Below are 19,435 nucleotides of genomic sequence, written 5' to 3'. Positions count from 1 at the left end.
CCCCGCCCCGGTTGGGGCACCCGATACCGGGTGCCCCGGGGAACTAGCTCTTCGGCCAGCTCGCCTCAATGGTGTCCGTGACCTTCTGGCTGCTGTCGCCGCTCAGCCAGGACACGATGCCCTTCCAGAACGAGTCGGTGCCGACGGCACCGGGCATCAGGTCAGAACCGTCGAAACGGAACACCGTTTTCGGGTCCTGCAGGATGGTGATGCTCTGCTTGAGCAGGTCGCTCGAGGCGTTCGCGGGGTCAAGGCCGGTGTTGGCGCTGATCACGCCGCCCTCCTTCACCCGGTTGTTCGCCCAGGTGTCACTGGACAGGTAGGTGAGCGTCGCGGTGATCGCGTCGCTCGTCTTGAAGGCTCCGACGAGCTCGCCGCCACCGGTGACCGCCTGGTCGCCGCCGGCCTTGACCGGGGGAAGGAGGAACGCGTAGACATCGCCCGTGGGGGAAACCGTCACTGCGGAGCCGTCCGCCTTCTTCCAGAAGCCCTCGTAGAACGAGGCCTGGTGGTGCAGGGAGCACTTGCCGTCGAGGATCGGGAGGCCCGCGTCGCCGAACTGAGTGGAGATGATCGACGAGACATCGCCGAGACCGCCGTTGACGTCATCCGGGTTCTTGAGGATCGCGCCGACGGAGTCGAACGCCTTCACGATGGCGGGGTCGTTGAACGGGATCTTGTGCGTGACCCACTTGTCGTAGGTGTCCGCGCCGGCCTGGCGCAGCACGTAGTCCTCGACCCAGTCCGTTCCCGGCCATCCGGTTGCGTCACCGGAACCGACACCGGCACACCACGGCTTGTGATCGCCGTCGGCCGCGATCTTCGCGGTGAGTGCGGTCAGTTCATCGAGGGTCTTCGGGATCTCGTAGCCCTTGGCCTTGAATTCCGCGGGCGAGTACCAGACGTAGCCCTTGACGCTCGCCATCAGCGGGGCGGCGTAGAAGGTGCCGTCGGCTGCGGTGCCGTAGCCCTTCCAGTCCTTCGACCACCACTTGTCGACGTTCGCCTCGACGGCGGCCGGCGCCTTCTTGAGGAAGCCGGCAGCAGCGAGCTTGTTGAAGAGGCCCGGCTGCGGGATGATGCCGATGTCGGGAGCGTTGCCACCCTCGGCGAGCACCGCGATCTGGGCCTCGAATTCCTTCGTGCCCTGGTAGGTGACCTTGATGCCCGTGCAGGACTGGAAGTCGGCCCAGGAGTTGACGAGGCGATCGGCCTCGACGTCCTGGATGGTGCCGCCGATCTTGACCTCGGGGCTGTCCTTGAACGTCCCGTAGGACGCGTAGTCGGCACAGTTGGACGACGACGAACTGGATGCGGCGATATCGCCCGTGCATCCGGTCAGGGCGAGTCCGACCACGGCCGCGGTGGCCAGTGGCAGATAGAGCCGGCGGTGCTGCTTCACGCTCATGCGTTTCTCCTCATTGAGTGATGCGGGTACGCAAGCTATGCGGTTCACGTACCGAAATGTGATGCGGGACTGTGTTGCGGGTATGTACTGCGGGAATCAAGAACTGCAATACGGGATCGTGCAGGTATCCGATTCCCCCTGCCTTCGTGGGTAAGGAACCGGTTCCACATCACAAACTACGGGAGGTGTGCGGGATTGGCAAGACAATCTTTGTCACGAAATCGCAAAGATTGGGGCGATGATCGCGCGACCACGCACACGCGGGCACTAAAAGTGTCACAGTTCAGCACTTTCTGCTGGAACCGGTTCCAGTATCGGCGACAGGAGCGCTACTCTTTCGTTACCGATCCAAAGGAGGACGAGTCGTGAGCGCAATCGCCGACGTGGCACGCCTCGCAGGGGTCGCAAAAGCCACGGCATCCCGCGCGCTCAGCGGTCGCGGTTACGTTTCGGAAGCGACCCGGCTCCGGGTCGTCGCGGCCGCGAGGGAAATCGGCTACGTCGCTTCACCGAATGCCGCGAGCCTCGTGACCGGGCGCACGAAGAACGTCGGCGTGATCATCCCGTTCATCAGCCGGTGGTTCTTCTCTGAGGTACTCGAGAGCCTGGAACAGGCCCTGCTTGCAGAGGGCTACGACATGACTCTCTACAACCTCCCGGCGGCGTCTGCCGAACGCGACAGCGTCTTCGAGTACTTCCTCGCTCGCAAGCGGTTCGACGGGGTCATCTCGGTCGGCGTCGCCCTGAGCGAGGCCGAGGTCGATCGACTTCACCGCCTCGGCAGGCCATTGATCGGCATCGGCGGGCCGATCAGGGACGTGCACACGATCGCGATCGACGATGTCGCGACAGCGCGGCTCGCGACCGAACACCTGCTCGGCCTCGGCCACGTCGACGTCGTGCACGTCGGCGGAGATCCGATCGACGAGATGGACTTCCGGGTGCACAGTCAACGCCTCAGCGGCTTCTACTCCGCAATGCGCGACGCAGGCCGCTCGACGGACCGATGCTTCTACCCCTGTGAATTCAGTATGCCCGGCGGCTACGAGGTGGGGTTGTCCGTGCTCGGCGACCCGCGGACCCGTCCGACCGCCATCTTCGCCGCGAGTGACGAAATCGCCATCGGCGTGATCGTCGCGGCGCGAGAACTCGGCATCCAGGTGCCGGCCGAGCTGTCCGTGATCGGCATCGACGGGCATCCGTACGCCGACATGTTCCGCCTCACGACCCTGGAACAGCATCCACGCAGGCAGGGGCGCCTCGCCGTGAGCGCACTCCTGACCGAGCTCGCGCGCCCGACGGACGCGGACGCGCGGCTCGAGGAGGACGGCTACCTGACGGTGCTGCCGACGAACCTCGTGATCCGGTCGAGCACGAGCGGCCCGCACCGGCCACGCCGTTAGCTGTCGCCGGCGCCGATCGCTTCTGCCTCTTCGAACTCGTCCTCCATCGCGCCGTCCGCGCGGGCGAGGTGGCGGTGGCCGATCACGAGGATCGCGCAGGCGACGAGAACGGATGCAGCCCCGGCGTAGAAGGGGACCGCCGGCCCGAAGAATTCGGCGAGCAGCGTTGCGGCAGGCGGAGCGATCGCGCCGCCGAGGAACCGCACGCCGGAGTACGCCGAGGATGCGACCGGTCGCGGCAGGTCGGTCGCCTCCATCACGGACTCGGTGAGCACGGTGTTGAGCACGCCGAGCAGCAGCCCGCCGACGATGACGCAGGTCACGACGCCCGCGGCCGAACCGATGAACAGGCCGGCGGCTGCGAGGTCGAGGGCGAGCAGGGGCAGCACGAGCCAGAGCACCCGGCTGCGGCGCATCCGCCTGGTCAGGAGCGGGGCGACCCAGACCGAGGTGACGGCGAGCGAGATGCCCCAGCCGAAGAAGACCAGGCCGAGGGTGATCGCACTGCCGAGGCCGAGCGGCACGAGCGCGAACGGCGTGTACGCGAGCAGCACGAAGAAGCCGATGTTGTAGAACAGTGCGGCGCTCGCGAGGATGCCGAGGCCCGGCCGGGCGAGGGCCCGGAACGGCGCTGACAGCCGGATCGGGGCGGGCTTCTGCGGCTCCTTCTTCAGCATGACGATGATCGCGACGAACCCGATCGCCATCAGCGCCGCGCTGCCGAAGAACGGTCCGCGCCAGCTGATACTGCCGAGCAGCCCGCCGATGAGCGGGCCGATCGCGATGCCGAGCCCGAGGGCCGCCTCGTAGAGGATGATCGCCGAGGACGTGCCTCCGGAGGCCGCGCCGACGATGGTCGCGAGCGCGGTCGAGATGAAGAGCGCGTTGCCGAGTCCCCAGCCGGCGCGGAAGCCGATGATGGTCTCGACGTTCTGGGACAGGCCCGCGGCGAGCGCGAACACGATGATGAGCGCGAGGCCGATCAGCAGGGTGCGCTTCGCGCCGATCCGGCTGGACAGCCAGCTCGTGAAGAACATCGCGATCCCGGTGATGACCAGGTAGCTCGTGAAGAGCATCTCGGTCTGGGTCGGGCTCGCGGCGAGGTCGCGGGCGATCGCAGGCAGGATCGGGTCGACGAGGCCGATGCCCATGAACGCGATCACGCACGCGAAGGCGACGGCCCAGACCGCGGTCGGCTGGTGCAGGATGCTGCCGCCGCCTTCCGGGCGCCCGTGTACGTCGGTCGCGGCGGGGGTTCCGTGTTCTGTCAGTGCGGTAACGCGGCTCATGCGCGAGCTCCGGCCGGAGTCCCGGCCGTGGGTGAAGCCGCACCTGCCGGCACCCGCTCGGCAGGCACTTCACTGCCGTCGAGGCGTTCGCGGAGGATGTCGACGGCGTTGCGGATCGTGGCGAGGTCGGCATCCGCCAGCCCGTCGAACATCGGCAGGAGGGCTTCGGCGAGTTCGCTGCGCCAGGCGGAGAGCGCCGCGTCCCCCGCGGGGGTGATCACGGTGCTCGTGACGCGGGCGTCGAGTGGGTCGGCGAGGCGTGCGGCCCAGCCGCGCTCGACGAGGTGTGCGACGAGCTTGGTCGCGGTCGGCTGCGAAATGCGGCTGCGGGCGGCGACCTCGCCGAGACGGATCGGACCGAGCTGGCGGAGCACGCTCAGGGTGCGCCAGACCGCTGGCGACTCCCGGCCGTCCGCGGCATGGGCGGCGACCCGGGCGAGCCGGTGGTTCACGGTGATCAGGTCACCGAGGAGTGCGGGAAGGTCAGAAGGCATTCCCCCACTGTACATAGCTTGGCTATCTATGTCCATAGCCCGGCTATGGACATCCGCTCGAGCGGCCCGGATTGGGTCGAGTCGAACAGTCGGGTCAAACAGCAGAGGGCGCCGCATCCAGTGGATGCGACGCCCTCGGCGTGTTGCGAATCGATCGGCTGACGCCTGTCGACCTCGAGTGAACCCCCTGGGGGCCCGACTACTTGAGGGTGACGGTGGCGCCGGCGGCCTCGAGGGAAGCCTTGCCCTTTTCGGCAGCTTCCTTCGTGACGCCCTCGAGGACGGCCTTCGGCGCGCCATCGACAACGGCCTTGGCCTCGCCGAGGCCCAGGCTGGTGAGCTCGCGCACAACCTTGATGACCTGGATCTTCTTGTCGCCAACGGACTCGAGGATAACGTCGAAGGCGCTCTGCTCTTCGACCTCTTCAACGGCGGCGGCGGGGCCAGCGGCACCGGCGACGGCGACGGGGGCTGCTGCGGTGACCTCGAAGGTCTCCTCGAACGCCTTGACGAACTCGGAAAGCTCGATGAGGGTCAGGCCCTTGAACTGTTCGAGCAATTCTTCGGTGGAAAGCTTTGCCATGATTATTCTCCCTATAGTTTCTTAGTTACTCACCGCTAGCAGGCCTATGCCTGGTTCGCGGACTCCTGCTTCTCACGCAGTGCTTCGATGGTGCGAACAGCCTTCGAAAGCGGTGCGTTGAACAGATATGCGGCTCCGAACAGCGAGGCCTTGAACGCGCCGGCCAGCTTGGCCAGCAGCACTTCACGGGACTCGAGGTCGGCGAGCTTGCCTACCTCTTCGGCAGTGAGCGGGCTACCGTCGAAGTAACCACCCTTCACTACCAGGAGAGGGTTTGCCTTGGTAAAGGCACGCAGGGTCTTCGCGACGGCGACGGGGTCTCCGTGCACGAAGGCGATGGCGGACGGGCCGGCAAGTTCGTCGTCAAACGACGTGATGCCGGCGTTGTTGGCCGCAATCTTGGTGAGCGTGTTCTTTACCACGGCGTACGTGGCGTCCGCACTGATGGAAACGCGCAGCGTCTTGAGCTGCGCAACAGTGAGACCGCGGTACTCGGTGAGCAGAACGGCGGTCGAGCTCTGGAATTTCTCCGTCAGCTCGGCGACCGTTGCTTCCTTGTTCGCCATGGCGCTCCTCTTGGTTTCATGTGCCGGTAGCCCGGGGCGCAGACATGAAAAAAGCCCCAGCGCAAGCGCCGGAGCTGAGCAGTCCTTGCGAACTGAAACTGAACTTCGATTCCTGCGCGGGCTGTTCACATGAGTGAACCTTCGGTCACCATCCATTACTGGGCAGCGACAACCGGCGGTCTTTGGCTTCGTTCACTGTAACGGATGCCGCGGGTCGGCGCAAATCGCGGCATCCGCCCGCCGTCAGCGAGCGAAACGGCACAGGTAGTTGACCTGAGTCCACTATCGAGATATAGTTGACGCTTGTCAATTACACCGCCCAGGAGTTTCATGTCTCGCGTTTCATCCGTTCGTACCGCTCCACCGCAGCACCCTCAGAACCGGCAGGCCCTCCCCCATCGCGACTCGGACGCGCCGATGTCGAAGCGTCAGGTGCTCGAGGCCCTCTCCGGCCTGCTGATGGGCATGTTCGTCTCGATCCTCGCCGGCACCGTCGTCAGCACCTCGCTGCCGCTCATCCTCTCCGACCTGCACGGCGACCAGTCCGCATATACCTGGGTCGTCACGGCCACCCTGCTCGCGACGACCGTGAGCACGCCGATCTGGGGCAAGTTCGCCGACCTCTTCGACCGCAAGCTGCTCATCCAGCTCTCCCTCGTGGTGTTCGTGCTCGGTTCCGCACTCGCCGGCTTCTCCCAGAACACCGGCACCCTGATCAGCTTCCGGGTGCTCCAGGGCCTCGGCGCCGGCGGCCTCGCCGCGCTCAGCCAGATCATCATGGCCGACATCATCAGCCCCCGCGACCGTGGACGGTACGCCGGCCTCTTCGGCGCGGTCCTCGCCCTCGGCACCGTGGGCGGCCCGCTGCTCGGCGGTGTCGTCACGGACGCCTTCGGCTGGCGCTGGAACTTCTTCATCGCCCTGCCCGTCGCGATCCTCGCGATCATCCTGCTGCAGCGCACCCTGCACCTCCCGGCCAGGGTCAAGCGGGTCGTCAAGATCGACTACCTCGGGGCGATCCTGATCACGGCGGGCATGTCGCTCCTGATGATCTGGGTGACCATCGCCGGCACCCAGTTCGAGTGGGCATCCGCACCCTCGTTCCTGATGGTCGGTGGAGCTGTCGTCCTGCTCGTCGCCGCGGTGTTCGTGGAGTTCAAGGTCAGCGAGCCGATCATCCCGCTCACCCTGTTCAAGAACCGCACCTTCACCCTCGCGGTGATCGCGAGCATCTCGGTCGGCGTGTCGATGTTCGGCACCTCCGTCTTCCTCAGCCAGTACATGCAGCTCGCCCGGGGAGCCACTCCGACCCAGTCCGGCCTGCTGACCATCCCGATGATGGGCGGCTACCTGATCTGCTCGGTCACCTTCGGAACCCTGATCAGCCGCACCGGCAAGTGGAAGGCGATCATGGTCTCCGGCGGAGCGCTCGTGGTCGTCGGCCTGCTGCTGCTCGGTACCCTCGATTACCAGACCAACCTCGTGCTCGTCGGCGTCTACATGTTCGTGCTCGGCTCCGGCCTCGGCATGCTGATGCAGAACCTCGTGCTCGTCGTGCAGAACTCGATCGAGGTCAGGCACCTCGGAGTCGCCACGAGCAGCGTCACCTTCTTCCGCAGCCTCGGAGGCACCATCGGCGTCTCGGTGCTCGGCTCCGTGCTCGGCTCAGCGGTCGCGCAGCACATCACCGACGGCGTGGTCGCACTGAGTCCCGCCGACAAGATGGCCGCGGCGAGCGCCCTCGGCTCCGGCACCATCCCGCGCGTCGCCGACCTCCCGGCCGCCGTGCGCACCCTCGTCGAATCCGCCTACGGGTCCGGCGTCGGCACGGTCTTCCTGATCGGCGTCCCGCTCGCCGTGATCACCCTCGTGATGGTCACCCTGCTTCCGAACGCGTCCCTCGGGCGGAAGACGGGCATCGCCAGGGCCCGCGAGGGTGCCGGGGCCGCCACCACTGCCGGGCACACCGGCGTGAGCGCAGCCGAGCGCGCCGCCGACCGCGAAACCGAGGTCGAGGAGATGGAAGACATCATGATCGAGGTGAGCGCGGCATCCGCCGGTCTCGCCCCCGCCGGTCTCAACAACCCGACCGGGGTGATTCACCTGCCGAGGGACGACCGGCCCGGCGCGCGCAGAGTCAGTAGTCTGTGACCATGGTTCACGGGACTCCTGACCTGTCCCCGCGCACTGCGCCGGACAGGGCCGGGAATGACACACGGGACGACACGCCCGACGGCGCCCCGAGCGCTGAGTCGGCATCGGCGATCGCCGAGGTCGAAGAGCAGCTGAGTGTGCTCGCCGGGCTGATCCGGGCGAGCATGCGGGATGCCGCGCTCTTCATCGACCCGTCGCTGCAGCCGTTCTCGTTCAAGCTCCTGCGCCACATCGAGCGCTACGGGCCGACGCACTCGAGCGCCGTCGCCGCGGCGCTCTACGTGGACAAGAGCGTGATCAGCCGCCAGGCGAAGCAGCTCTGCGAGCTCGGTCTCGTGCGCACAGAGCTCGACCCGGCCGACGGCCGCGCCCGGTTCCTGGCCGTGACCGACCTGGCCCGGGCCAAGCTCGACGCGGTGCGGAACGGCGAGACCGCGATCGTGCACCGGCGTCTGAGCGACTGGCCGACGGACGATCTGCACCAGCTCGCCGCGCTTCTCGCCCAGCTCAACACTCCCTAGCCCGCGCTGCCCCGCGGCCGACTCGCGCCAACTGTGGCCGTTCCGGACAACTGTGGCCGGCCTCCCGGCAACAGTTGTCCGTTGCGGTAACAGTTGCCGGGCGGGCGGTGCAGGCGAGCGGATGCCGCCGTTCAGGCGAGCGGGAGCGACACCCGGAACTCGGTGCGGCCGGGCCGGCTCGACACCGACACCTCGCCCTGGTGCGCGGTCACGACCGCCTGGACGATGGCGAGGCCGAGTCCGGTGCTGCCGGTCCCGCGGAACCGGGAGCTGTCGCCGCGGGCAAAACGCTCGAACAGGGTCGTCTGGAGATTCGCCGGGATGCCGGGGCCGTCATCCGTCACGGTCACGATCGCACGCCCGTCCTGCTCGGACAGCGCGACCTCGACGGTCGTCTCCGGCGGGGTGTGGATGCGCGCGTTCGCGAGCAGGTTGGTGAAGACCTGGTGCAACCGGGGTGTGTCGCCGATGGCCTGGATCGGCTCGTCGGGAAGTTCGAGGTTGAGCACCCGGTCGCGGCCGGCCGCGTGCGCATCGCTCACGACGTCGACGAGGAGGCTCGTCAGGTCGACGGTGCCGTGTTCGAGTTCGCGGCCCTCGTCGAGGCGGGCGAGCAGCAACAGGTCCTCGACGAGCCCGGTCATCCGCACGGACTCGGACTCGATCCGGCTGAGGGCGTGCAGGGCGTCCGGCGGCAACTCCTGGCCGGAGCGCCGAGTGAGCTCGGAGTAACCCCGGATCGAGGCGAGGGGCGTACGGAGCTCGTGACTCGCATCCGCGACGAACTGCCGCACCTTGTTCTCGCTCGCCTGGCGGGTCTCGAGGGCGAGGTCGACGTGGTCGAGCATGCGGTTGAGGGCGGAGCCGACCTGGCCGACCTCTGTGCGGGGGTCGGTGTCCGCGGCGGGAACCCGGTCGACGAGGCTGACCTCGCCGCGGTCGAGCGGGAGCTCGGAGACGCGCGCGGCCGTAGCCGTGACGCGCTGCAGCGGGCGCAGGGCGAGGCGCACGATCCACATCGCGAGGATCGCGACGACGATGATGCCGACGAGGGAGACCACGCCGATGATCATGGCGAGTTGCGTCGCGGTGCCGTCGACCGTGCTGAGCGGGAGGCCGATGATCGAGAGGGTGCCGGTGCGGCTTGAGCTTGCCAGGATTCGGTAGTTACCGACCTCGCCGCCGAGATCGACGGTGACGGGCTGCGCATTTTTGGTCTGGCTTGCGAGGATGTCGGCCTTCTGCACGAGGAGGTCGACCTGGTGGGCCGTCAGTGCCACGATCGTGCCGGTGTCGTCGGTGTAGCCGGCGGTGAGCGTGGAGTCGTAGAAGACGAGGGCGAGGGTACCGGGCTGGCCGGGGCCGTTGAGGATGATGCTCGCGGAGGGCACGAACACCGGCAGCGTGGTGCCGAGGTCGTTGTCGCGGCGGCCCTCGAGGATCGCGTGCGACCGTTCGGCGGCGGAGCTCACCTGTTGGTCGAGGCCCGCGAGAAGGTTGGCGCGCAGCACCGTGACGCTCACGACGCCGATCGAGATGCTCACCAGGGCGAGCAGCCCGACGACGGCGAGTACAAGCCGGCGGCAGAGGGTCCAGGGGGCGCGTCCGGGTCGCAGCCAGAGCGGGCGGCGGAGCCACGGCGGTCGACGTGACGGATGCTGCGTGCCGGGTCGTGCAGCCGAGCCGGCCGGGTCGAACGGGTCAGTCCGGTCGGGCACGTCAACCGCATCAGCCGGGTGGGTCGGGTCAACCGCGTCCGTCGGGTCGAGCGCATCCGGCCGGTTGGTCGGCGTCATCACGCGGTTTTCAGCATGTACCCCGCACCGCGCACGGTGTGGATCATCGGCTCGCGTCCCGCATCGATCTTCTTCCGCAGGTACGAGATGTAGATCTCGACGACGGAGGACTTGCCGCCGAAGTCATAACTCCAGACCCGGTCGAGGATCTGGGCCTTGCTCAGCACGCGGCGGGGGTTGCGCATCAGGAACCGGAGCAGTTCGAATTCGGTCGCGGTGAGCTCGATGGCGTCCCCGGCCCGGGAGACCTCGTAGCTGTCCTCGTCGAGGGTGAGGTCGCCGACGGAGATGCGCGGGTCGACGGAGTCGGACACGGCCAGGGTCGAGCGGCGGATCAGGCCGCGCAGGCGGGCGACGACTTCTTCGAGGCTGAACGGCTTGGTGACGTAGTCGTCGCCGCCCGCGGTGAGGCCGGCGATGCGGTCGTCGAGGGAGTCCTTTGCGGTCAGGAAGAGCACGGGGGTTTCATAGCCGTCGGCCCGCACGCGCTGGAGTACCTGCAGGCCGTCGATGTCGGGCAGCATGATGTCGAGCACGATCGCGTCCGGACGGAACTCGCGGGCGATGGTCAGCGCCTGGCGTCCCTCCCCGGCGGTGCGCACCTCCCAGCCCTCATACCGAAGGGCCATCGAGAGCAGATCCGTGAGCGTGGGTTCGTCGTCGACGACGAGCACTCGGATAGGACTTCCGTCGGCCTTGTGGAGACGCGGTCCGCGGGTCGAGTGGTCAGTTTCACGTGTGCTCATACTTACTCAGTATCGCGAGCTTTCTATGAAAAGCCTATGCGAGGCCCTTGGCCTTCCTGTGAATGGGGTTCACGCCCGCTCCGCCCCGGCCCGCGCGCCAGCCCCGCGCCCGTTCCGAGGCTGGCACAATGGGGAGCGTGACCGATACCCTGCTCCCGCTCTTCGAGTCGGCAGAGTCACCCACACTCTTCTCTGCAGCCGCTACCGCCGCATCCGCTGCTGCCGCGATCGCCGTTCGCGCGCCGACGATCGCTCCGCACCTGTTGCGCATCGTCGCTGATTCCACGGACTGGGCGGCCTGGATGCGCGCCCGCAACCAGGGCATCACGGCAACGGATGTCGCCAAACTCGCGACGCCGAAGTCGGTGCAGAACGCGGCCAACGACAAGATGAACGGCAGCAGCTTCGGCGGGAACACCTACACCGACCACGGCCGCGCCCGTGAGCCCGTGATCGCGGCCTGGGTGCTCGAGAACTACGGGATCGAGCCGAGCACGACCCTGTTCCATGCCGCCGGTCATCGCCGCCACCTCGCGACACCCGACGGCGTGGGGACGAATGCCCGGACGCTCGAACTCTCGGAAATCAAGACGACGAACAAAGCGTGGCGCAGCATCCCGCGCTCCTATATGCGGCAGGTCTGGTGGCAGCAGTACGTGCTCGGCGCCGACCGGACGCTGCTGGTCTGGGAACAGCACCGGGACTTCGTGCCGATCCGGTCGCAGCCGGAGTGCCGCTGGATCGAACGCGACGAGGACCAGATCGCGATCCTGGTCGGCTACGCGAACCAGCTGATCGACGTGCTCAACGCGATGGCGACTCGGGCGCAGCAGGCTCGGGCGTAGCCGCGTTCCTCGCGGCCTCGGCGGCCCTGGCCCGGCGGCGCTTGCGCAGCGCGGACACGGCGCCGCTCGCGAACATGTACCCCATGTAGGCGAACAGCAGCCCGGCGATGATGGGCACGATCCAGCTGCGATTCTGACCGTTGACGGCGTTGTTCACCCAGCCGACCCACGGCACGGAGTACCAGAGGCGTCCCTGGATCTGCACCGGGAGCACCTGGTCGGCGTCGGCGACGCTGTTGTTGTCTCCCTTGAAAGTGAAGGTGCGCCCGCCCGCGGAGCTCGAGCTGATCGCGGTGACGCGGTGGGTGATCACGCCCGGCTGCCCCGAGCGGATCTGGTAGGTCACGACGTCGCCGATGCGGATCTCGTCCGGGGTCACGGGGCGCACGATGATGAGCGTCCCCGGCGGCAGATCGGGTTCCATCGAGCTGGTCAGCACGGTGAGCGGGGTCGACCCCGTGACCTTGGGCACCACGATCAGCAGCAGCGCCAGGGCGACCACGAGGAGCAGAATTGCTCCGCTGACCGCGAGGCCGAGGTAGTGCAGCAGGCTCTTCTCTTGCGGGTCGACGGGTGCCGGGGTGTCATTCACGGCCACGCCGGGCACGGATGCGACGGCTGTGGATACTTCGGGTGCCGGCGCGTGTTCCGGCGCCGGCTGAAGCTGGGTGCTGGTCATTCGGGGTCCTCCTCGCGGCGGCGGCGTCGGGCAAGCAGCAGGAAGATCCCAACCCCGAGCAGCAGCCCACCGACGATCAACACGGGTGCTGGAGGTTCGACACCGGTGTGGGCAAGGATACCGATGCCCGCGACTGTGGACGACGCTGTCGGGGTCGTCGTTGAATTCGTCGGCGTCGTCGGAGTGCCCGGAAGCACCGGGACGACCGTTCCCGGGTCATCGCACGGGGACGCCGCGAACGGGCCGGCGACGGCATCCCGCATCGCCACGAGCAACCCGAGACGGGCGCTCGCTCCCTGGTCGACGGTGCCCGGGACATCCGCCATGGTGAACGTGACGATGAGTTTCATCGTGCCGCCTGCCGCGATCGGCTGGGAGGGCACGACGATCCCGCAGCTGTCGACCCTGCGGAGGGTGCGGGTGAGGGTGTCGCCTGTGCCGGAGTTCCAGGCGGACAGGGTGACGTCGTCTGCGTATCCGCCGGCCGGCAGCACCACGTCATGCGTGCTCACCCGGACCTCGGCCGGGGCCGCCGTCGGGTTGCGCACCCACAGGGCGGCCTGCGTCGAGCCGCGCGGGATGAGCAGACCGAGGCCGTCGAAAAGGCCTGCGGTGAGTGTCGTCGCGAACGTCACGCCGTCGGTGCTGAGGAGCAGCTCGACGGGAGCGGTCGCGGTCGGTGTTGGTGGTGTCGTGACCGCGCTGGCCGGAGTTGCGACGCCGGCGACTGCAAGAATGGCCGCGGCGATGGCAACGGCGAGCGACACGCCGACGGATGCCGTAAGTCGGCGCGGCGCGAACGGTCTCGCCGCCCGGAACAATTGCTCACTCATCGTCAACCGACGTTCGTGAACGTGAAGGTCTGACTGGCAAGCCCCGCGACGCAGGCTTTGACCACCAGCTGGATGTTGGTGCCTGTCGACCTGGTTCCGGCGGTGTCCAGGCAGCTTGTGCTCGAGTTCCTGGGACGGATGGTGAAGGTTCCGCTGTCCGGTTGGACCGCGACGACCGACCAATCCTGGGTGCGCGATGTAGTCGAGGTGCTGATGATTGCCTTGTTCGCCGTCGTGAAATCCCACACTGAGCCGGGTGCGTACTCGGCGATGACCGTGTAGTAGCCATTGGTCTGGAGTGTGAACTTCCACGCCTGGTTGGTGAACAGGGTCGCCTTGCAGCCGTAGGAGATCAGCGCTGTTCCGTCCGCAGTAGTGAAGTTCTCGCCGTCGATGCAGATCTCGCTTCCGGCGGATTTGACCTTGTACCATGCCACAGGGTTGATTCCCAGGGTGGTGACAGCGGTGGAGGCGGAGGCGGGTGACGCGTCCCCGGCCGCGTCGAAGGCCTTGACCGTGTACGTGTACTTCGTGGCGATGTTGAGTCCCGTGTCGGTATAGGTGGTCGCGGGCGACGTCGTCGTGCCGATGTAGGTTCCGTTGCGAAAGACCTGGTAGGTCGAGATGGCCACGGCGTCGGTCGACGGAGTCCAGGTCAGCGTCGTGCCGTGATCGGTGGTTGCGGAGGCGACCGGCGCCCCCGGCGTGAGGGTGTTCGCAACCGTCTGTGTCGCGGAAAGGGAGGTACTCGCGGAAATCCAGGTGCCGATGTTCGAGGCGAGCGTCACCTTGGGTGCCGCCACGATGCCGACGAGGGCGAAGCGTTGCGCTTGCGTGATCGTGCTGCTCACGCAGTAGTAGACCGCGGCCCCAACGGCGACCGCAGTCGCACCGATTCCAGTGAGGACCACGGTCGAGGCCCAATTCTGGGCAGCGGTTCCGGACGCAGCGGCCGCCGCAGTGCACGCCCCCGGCGAAGCGACGAGCACGGCACGCAGATCGATACCCGTCGCGAGGTCGGTCGAAGGCGCACTGAGAGTGAGGGTGTACGGCGCAGGAACGGACCCTGTGTTCGTCAGCGTCACGACGCTCGTCGTCGACAACGCGCTTGACGAGTACGTGAACGTGCCGGGAGTGAAACCAGACTGCGTGATGCCGAGGGTTCCGGCGCTCACGGAGGCCGATATCGGAACGCCGGGTGCCGTCCAGGTCGCCTGGGCGACGGTCGTGCCCGCGAGCGTAAGGAACAGGGCGAACGCGAGCGTGAGCATCCGTTTGGGCGGGCGGATGCCTCGACGCGGGAGCGCAGTCACGGTCACGCCTGGATTCCGTCGATGACGATACCGAAGTTTGTCGCGGTGAGGCCTTGCGCCTTGCTGGGCGCATCGAGCGCCAGCGCGACCGAGAGGCAGAGGACGGCGGACCCGCCGACCGGGAGCGTCGTGCCGAGACTGGCGGCGGTCGGTGTGGCGTTGAGGACTGTGCTCCAGGTCGGCACTGACCCGGCGGTGCAGACCGCCGCGCTCGCGACGACGGCGAGCCCGATTGTCAGCGAGGGAGTCAGGTCGGTGATTGCTGCCGCGTTGGTCGGTGGCGTGAGTGACACGATCCGAAGGGCGAGGGGGACATTTCCCGTATTGGTGACGGTCGCGGCTCCGTACACCGTCAGTCCGGGCGACATCCCGGCCGTGGAGAGGGTGACGGGGGAAGCGGTCAGAGTCGCGGTGCCCGACTGGAGGGTTCCCGCGGCGATCGGCGCCTTGGAATTGAGGAAGGCGTACGATCCTCCGGTACCGAGAACGGCCAGGCAGCTGGCGGAGACAAGAGTCACGATCGCGAGGGCCATGGATCGAACGGACACGGCCTTGCGGAGGCGAGAGATGCATCTGCTCGCGGTCCGGGCGGCCCAGGCGTGGCTTTGGGAGCGAGTCTTCATGCGGACTCCCTCAATTCGCGATAAAGGTCAGGATTCAAGAAGAATTCCGGCGTGCCGACCCGCAGGTCGGCACGCCGGCCTGATGCTAGTTCTGGGTGAGCAGAACGGCGAGGTTGCTCAGGTTGACGGAGCCGACCTTGGCGCCGTTCTCGGCTGCTGCGGCACCGTTGGGGAACTTGAGTGTGACGACCACGGAGACGGTCACTGCGGTGGCACTCGGCGCGATGCTGTACACGCCGGGGATGACGACGTTGCTCGAGTCCAGCGCCGGGTTGACACCCGTACCAGTCGCCGTGATGGCGGCTCCCGATGCCAGGAAACCGGCCAATGCCACGTCAGCCGGCGTCGAACCGGACGACGCGACGATGGTGGTCGGGTCGAGGGCGAGGCTGGCCTTGAGGTTGTCGCCGGTGGCGGTAACGGTCATGTTCTTTGTGTAGGTGAGGGTGTCGCCCGGAACAGTGCGGAAGTTGGCGATCGTCCCGATGATCGGGCTGCTGGCAAGCGGCCCATTCCTCCACACGCCCGCCGTGGTGGGTGCCGGGTCGGTCACGGTCAGGGTGCCGGCCTTGATGGCGCCGGCGGATCCGACGATGGCCGAGTTGTTCCACGACGCGAAGGTACCCGCACCACCGAGGAGGAGGGCTACGCCGACCGCGCCAGCGATGGAGCCTTTGAGAAGCTTGTTCATGATGGATCCTTTTCGACGCCACGGAGGGCATCAGGGTAAGTGCAGGCCGAGATTCGGCCGACCAATGTGAGCAGGACAGTTCGTTCGTTGCCCGGGTGGGAAGGATCGCGCCGCTTCGGGTGCGGCGCGGATTCCAACACGGGCAACGGGTCGCCGAATACAGGCCAAAGCCACGCCAGTCACCCGGTGGAGCTCGACTCGAACGGTCCCCCTAAATGAGGACCTCGGTCCCCCTTTATGTGGACAGACTACGACGGCATGGCACGCCAAATCCACACCTCCAAGCCCCCAAGGTGAGGCACATCCGCTGTTTTCGCACCCCCAGATGGAGTCACATCGCTAACCGAATCCGGCCGGTTGCCGACGGTTTCTGCTGCTGTCCACCCGGTGTCCACCGGGAGACAATGGACTCATGGGAAATGCAACGAACGTGCCCCCGACCATGCGCGCCCTCGTGATCGACCGCACCGGCGCGGCCGAGGAGTTACACCTGGACACCGTGCCGACGCCGATTCCCGTGCTCGACGAGCTGATCGTGCGGGTCGTCGCCGCGGGGGTGAACCCGATCGACGCGAAGACCCGGGCCGGCTCGGGTGTGGCCGCAGCGATCCCGGCATTCCCCGCCGTGCTCGGCTACGACTTCAGCGGGATCGTGGTCAGCTCGCCATACGAGGCCTTTCCTCTGCAGCCCGGCGACGAGGTCTACGGCATGACGCGCTTCCCGCGCACGACCGGCAGCTACGCCGAGTACATCGCCGTCTCGAGCATGAGCGTCGCCCTCAAACCCTCCACCCTCAGCCACATCGAAGCGGCCGCCGTGCCCGTCGCGGCCCTGACCGCGTGGGAGATGGTCGTTGAGATCGCCGAGGTCACACCGGGCGAGCGGATGCTGATCCACGCCGGCAGCGGCGGCGTCGGCCACTTCGCGGTGCAGATCGCCAAGGCCTTCGGCGCCTACGTGATCACGACGGGTTCGCCCCGCAACGCCGAATTCCTGCGCCAGCTCGGCGCCGACGAGGTCATCGATTACACGAGCATCCGCTTCGATGAGGTGCTCGCGGATGTCGACTCGGTGATCGACCTGATCGGCAATGTGCACGACGACACCGGCACGCGGTCGCTCCGCATCCTCCGGCCCGACGGGGTGCTCGTGAATGCGCCGAGCGGCAGCTGGCCGACCCTGCAAGCCGACGCGGAGGCGGCCGGCGTGCGGGCCACCGGATTCAAGGTGGCCGCAGACGCGGACGCCCTGGACTGGATCACGAAGATGATCGACGACGGTGCGGTGCGCCCCCACATCGACCACGTCTTCGAACTCGCGGAAGGCCCGGCCGCCCACCGACTGATCGAAGAGGGCCACACCCGCGGGAAGATCGTGCTCCGCATCTCCGACGTCGGAGTCTCGGGAACGGGCGCGTGAGCCAAGCCTTGGGCACCGGACCCACGATCGTCTGGTTCCGAGACGACCTCCGGCTCGCAGACAACCCGGCGCTGCACGCGGCCGTCGAACGCGGGCTCCCGATTGTCGCGATCTACGTCCTCGACGAAGAATCCCCGGGCGTGCGGTCGCTCGGCGGGGCGTCTCGCTGGTGGCTGCATGGCAGCCTCCGCACGCTTGGCGAGTCCCTCAAGGCGCTCGGCGGGAACCTGCTGCTGCGACGCGGACCGGCGGAAGACGTCATCGGCGCGCTCGCGGCATCCGCCGGGGCCGGTGCCGTGTTCTGGAACCGCCGCTATGGTGCCGCGGAGCGGGACGTCGACACCGCGATCAAGACCGGGCTGCACGCGGAGGGCGTCGAGGCACGGAGCTTCGCCGGCTCGCTGCTCTTCGAGCCGTGGACGATCCGCACCGGCCAGGGCAACCCGTACTCGGTATTCACACCGTTCTGGCGCGCCTGCGTCGCCGGGCCTCCCCCGCGCGAGCCGTACCCGGCGCCGGAATCGATCGACGGCTGGTCGGGAGCGCTGCCCTCTGACCGGCTCGAGGACTGGGGGCTCCTGCCCACCCACCCGGACTGGGCCGCCGGCCTCCGCGCCGCGTGGCAGCCGGGTGAGGCCTTTGCCGCCGAGGCGCTCGACACATTTCTGCGCGAGTCGCTTGCGCGCTACGCAAACGAACGGGATGCCCCCGCCCAGGCCGTGACGAGCCGCCTGTCGCCGCGGCTCCGCTGGGGCGAGGTGAGCCCGTTCCAGGTCTGGCACGCCACCCAGCGCGTGCTTCGCGGGGCGGATGCCGCCACCGCGTCGAGCGCGCAGCGATTCCTCACCGAGCTCGGCTGGCGCGAGTTCAGCTATCACGTGCTCTTCCACGCGCCCGAACTCGCGACGGAGAATCTCAAACGTGAGTTCGACCGATTCCCGTGGCCGCCGCTCGACGACCGCGTGCTCGAGGCGTGGCAAAGGGGCCGTACCGGCATCCCGCTCGTCGACGCCGGGATGCGCGAGCTCTGGCGGACGGGGAGTATGCACAATCGGGTACGCATGGTCGCCGCTTCATTCCTCACCAAGAATTTACTGATCGACTGGCGGGTGGGCGAGCAGTGGTTCTGGGACACCCTCGTCGACGCCGACGGTGCGAGCAACCCGTTCGGCTGGCAGTGGGTTGCCGGCTCGGGTGCGGACGCGGCCCCCTATTTCCGGGTGTTCAACCCCGAGCTGCAGGCGGCACGGTTCGATCCGCACGGCGAATACATCCGCGAGTACGTTCCCGAGATCGGCACGGATGCGTATCCCGCGCCGCTCGTCGACCTCGGCGAGACCCGGCGTGCGGCTCTCGCCGCCTATGAGTCCGTCAAGGCAGCGAAGGCCCCGGCCCCGGTTCCCCTGCCCTGAGCCTCGACGAGATCCGTGAGGTGTCGCATATCGATGTTCCCGGGCACAACGAACCTCGATGTGCGACACCTCACGGGAGTTCAGGGACTCGCGACTTCCGGTCAGAGGGTGCGCTCGAGCACGAAGTCGTCCTCGTACCGGTCCCCGACCAGGAAGTGCTTGGTGCCGACCCGCGCGAAGCCGTGCTTCTCGTAGAAGCGAATGGCCCGGGCGTTCTCCTGGTTCACCCCGAGCCAGGCGCCGCGCGCTTCGCGGGCCCGCGCTGCGTCGAGCGTTGCCGTCATGAGAGACGAGGCCACTCCGCGCCCATGGCTCTCGGCGCGCAGGTAGCACTTGCTGAGCTCGACGGTCGGGCGGATGCTGATAGCCGCGAGCACGTCCGGATCGGCCGGTTCGCCGAAGATCACCATGGTGTAGCCGAGCGAAAGCCCGGTGTCCGGGTCTTCGGCGAGGAACAGCATCCGCTGGGGGTCGGCGAGGTAGGTGTCGAAGTTCGCCTCGGCCAGGACGTCACGAAGGAACGCGGCGATCGCCTCCGCTGTCGTGTGCGGAGGGCACGCGAGCGCGAAGGTCGCAGCAGCCAGTTCGGCGAGCACCCCGGCATCGGCGGCAGCCGCCGTTCGTATCTCAATCACCACCCCACCCTACCGACCCCGAAC

Annotated in this window: 19 protein-coding genes; 6 read left to right on the top strand and 13 right to left on the bottom strand. The window is 67.6% G+C overall.

The window, feature by feature from the left end; genetic code table 11:
• Window positions 1-43 precede the first annotated feature (43 nt).
• A complete protein-coding gene (locus QN350_RS15470) occupies window positions 44-1,408 on the bottom strand; it encodes an ABC transporter substrate-binding protein (protein WP_134446745.1) in 1,365 nt (454 codons plus the stop codon).
• 365 nt (window positions 1,409-1,773) lie between these two features.
• On the opposite strand from QN350_RS15470, the gene QN350_RS15465 reads away from it, so the two are divergent.
• Entirely contained in the window at window positions 1,774-2,811 is a 1,038-nt protein-coding gene (locus tag QN350_RS15465; RefSeq protein WP_322138105.1) for a LacI family DNA-binding transcriptional regulator, read from the top strand.
• Here QN350_RS15465 and QN350_RS15460 read toward each other — a convergent pair.
• The 4 genes from QN350_RS15460 to rplJ all read right to left on the bottom strand — a co-directional run bounded on the left by QN350_RS15460 (window position 2,808) and on the right by rplJ (window position 5,743).
• On the bottom strand, window positions 2,808-4,100 hold the full coding sequence (locus QN350_RS15460) for an MFS transporter (protein WP_322138106.1): 1,293 nt from the start codon (window positions 4,098-4,100) through the stop codon (window positions 2,808-2,810). The genes QN350_RS15465 and QN350_RS15460 overlap by 4 nt on opposite strands.
• A complete protein-coding gene (locus QN350_RS15455) occupies window positions 4,097-4,594 on the bottom strand; it encodes a MarR family winged helix-turn-helix transcriptional regulator (protein WP_322138107.1) in 498 nt (165 codons plus the stop codon). Before QN350_RS15455 ends, QN350_RS15460 begins: the two co-directional genes overlap by 4 nt.
• A 199-nt stretch (window positions 4,595-4,793) precedes the next feature.
• A complete protein-coding gene (gene rplL, locus QN350_RS15450; protein ID WP_134446737.1) occupies window positions 4,794-5,177 on the bottom strand; it encodes a 50S ribosomal protein L7/L12 in 384 nt (127 codons plus the stop codon).
• Between the two features lie 44 nt (window positions 5,178-5,221).
• Window positions 5,222-5,743 (bottom strand): 50S ribosomal protein L10, encoded by a 522-nt coding sequence (gene rplJ / locus QN350_RS15445; protein ID WP_134446735.1) that lies wholly within the window; start codon window positions 5,741-5,743, stop codon window positions 5,222-5,224.
• 417 nt (window positions 5,744-6,160) lie between these two features.
• On the opposite strand from rplJ, the gene QN350_RS15440 reads away from it, so the two are divergent.
• Both QN350_RS15440 and QN350_RS15435 read left to right on the top strand, forming a co-directional pair.
• Entirely contained in the window at window positions 6,161-7,894 is a 1,734-nt protein-coding gene (locus QN350_RS15440; RefSeq protein WP_322138108.1) for an MFS transporter, read from the top strand.
• A gap of 2 nt (window positions 7,895-7,896) precedes the next feature.
• Window positions 7,897-8,418: a MarR family winged helix-turn-helix transcriptional regulator gene (locus QN350_RS15435; protein WP_322138109.1), complete on the top strand. Its 522-nt coding sequence runs from the start codon at window positions 7,897-7,899 to the stop codon at window positions 8,416-8,418.
• Between the two features lie 131 nt (window positions 8,419-8,549).
• Here the strand turns inward: QN350_RS15435 and QN350_RS15430 are convergent, their stop codons facing one another.
• The gene (locus QN350_RS15430; RefSeq protein WP_322138110.1) at window positions 8,550-10,214 is read right to left on the bottom strand and encodes a HAMP domain-containing sensor histidine kinase; all 1,665 of its coding nucleotides are present in this window, start codon (window positions 10,212-10,214) and stop codon (window positions 8,550-8,552) included.
• Window positions 10,214-10,960, bottom strand: coding sequence for a response regulator transcription factor (locus QN350_RS15425; protein WP_134446731.1), 747 nt, complete (start codon window positions 10,958-10,960; stop codon window positions 10,214-10,216). The genes QN350_RS15430 and QN350_RS15425 overlap by 1 nt, the downstream gene beginning before the upstream one ends.
• 137 nt (window positions 10,961-11,097) lie before the next feature.
• Here QN350_RS15425 and QN350_RS15420 point away from each other — a divergent pair, with 137 nt between their 5' ends.
• Entirely contained in the window at window positions 11,098-11,805 is a 708-nt protein-coding gene (locus tag QN350_RS15420) for a YqaJ viral recombinase family protein (protein WP_416173009.1), read from the top strand.
• Here the strand turns inward: QN350_RS15420 and QN350_RS15415 are convergent.
• The 5 genes from QN350_RS15415 to QN350_RS15395 all read right to left on the bottom strand — a co-directional run bounded on the left by QN350_RS15415 (window position 11,765) and on the right by QN350_RS15395 (window position 15,944).
• Window positions 11,765-12,484: a signal peptidase I gene (locus QN350_RS15415; RefSeq protein ID WP_322138111.1), complete on the bottom strand. Its 720-nt coding sequence runs from the start codon at window positions 12,482-12,484 to the stop codon at window positions 11,765-11,767. The two genes, QN350_RS15420 and QN350_RS15415, sit on opposite strands and share 41 nt — an antisense overlap.
• Complete coding sequence (locus QN350_RS15410; protein WP_322138112.1) at window positions 12,481-13,317, bottom strand: LPXTG cell wall anchor domain-containing protein; 837 nt, start codon at window positions 13,315-13,317, stop codon at window positions 12,481-12,483. Before QN350_RS15410 ends, QN350_RS15415 begins: the two co-directional genes overlap by 4 nt.
• A gap of 2 nt (window positions 13,318-13,319) precedes the next feature.
• Window positions 13,320-14,636: an RICIN domain-containing protein gene (locus tag QN350_RS15405; protein ID WP_322138113.1), complete on the bottom strand. Its 1,317-nt coding sequence runs from the start codon at window positions 14,634-14,636 to the stop codon at window positions 13,320-13,322.
• Window positions 14,633-15,253, bottom strand: coding sequence for a hypothetical protein (locus QN350_RS15400; protein WP_322138114.1), 621 nt, complete (start codon window positions 15,251-15,253; stop codon window positions 14,633-14,635). Before QN350_RS15400 ends, QN350_RS15405 begins: the two co-directional genes overlap by 4 nt.
• Before the next feature lie 85 nt (window positions 15,254-15,338).
• A complete protein-coding gene (locus tag QN350_RS15395) occupies window positions 15,339-15,944 on the bottom strand; it encodes an alternate-type signal peptide domain-containing protein (RefSeq protein ID WP_322138115.1) in 606 nt (201 codons plus the stop codon).
• A 412-nt stretch (window positions 15,945-16,356) separates the two neighbouring features.
• Between QN350_RS15395 and QN350_RS15390 the strand changes: the two genes are divergently transcribed.
• Window positions 16,357-17,364, top strand: coding sequence for an NADP-dependent oxidoreductase (locus QN350_RS15390; protein ID WP_322138116.1), 1,008 nt, complete (start codon window positions 16,357-16,359; stop codon window positions 17,362-17,364).
• Between the two features lie 8 nt (window positions 17,365-17,372).
• The gene (locus QN350_RS15385) at window positions 17,373-18,776 is read left to right on the top strand and encodes a deoxyribodipyrimidine photo-lyase (protein ID WP_322140346.1); all 1,404 of its coding nucleotides are present in this window, start codon (window positions 17,373-17,375) and stop codon (window positions 18,774-18,776) included.
• A gap of 101 nt (window positions 18,777-18,877) precedes the next feature.
• Here QN350_RS15385 and QN350_RS15380 read toward each other — a convergent pair whose 3' ends face one another.
• On the bottom strand, window positions 18,878-19,411 hold the full coding sequence (locus QN350_RS15380) for a GNAT family N-acetyltransferase (RefSeq protein ID WP_322138117.1): 534 nt from the start codon (window positions 19,409-19,411) through the stop codon (window positions 18,878-18,880).
• Between the last annotated feature and the right edge of the window lie 24 nt (window positions 19,412-19,435).

Source organism: Cryobacterium sp. 10I5 (assembly GCF_035019865.1).
Taxonomy (GTDB): Bacteria; Actinomycetota; Actinomycetes; order Actinomycetales; family Microbacteriaceae; genus Cryobacterium; species Cryobacterium breve_A.
Note: the sequence above shows the minus strand (reverse complement) of the source record. Positions and strands in the feature narration are given on the sequence as shown.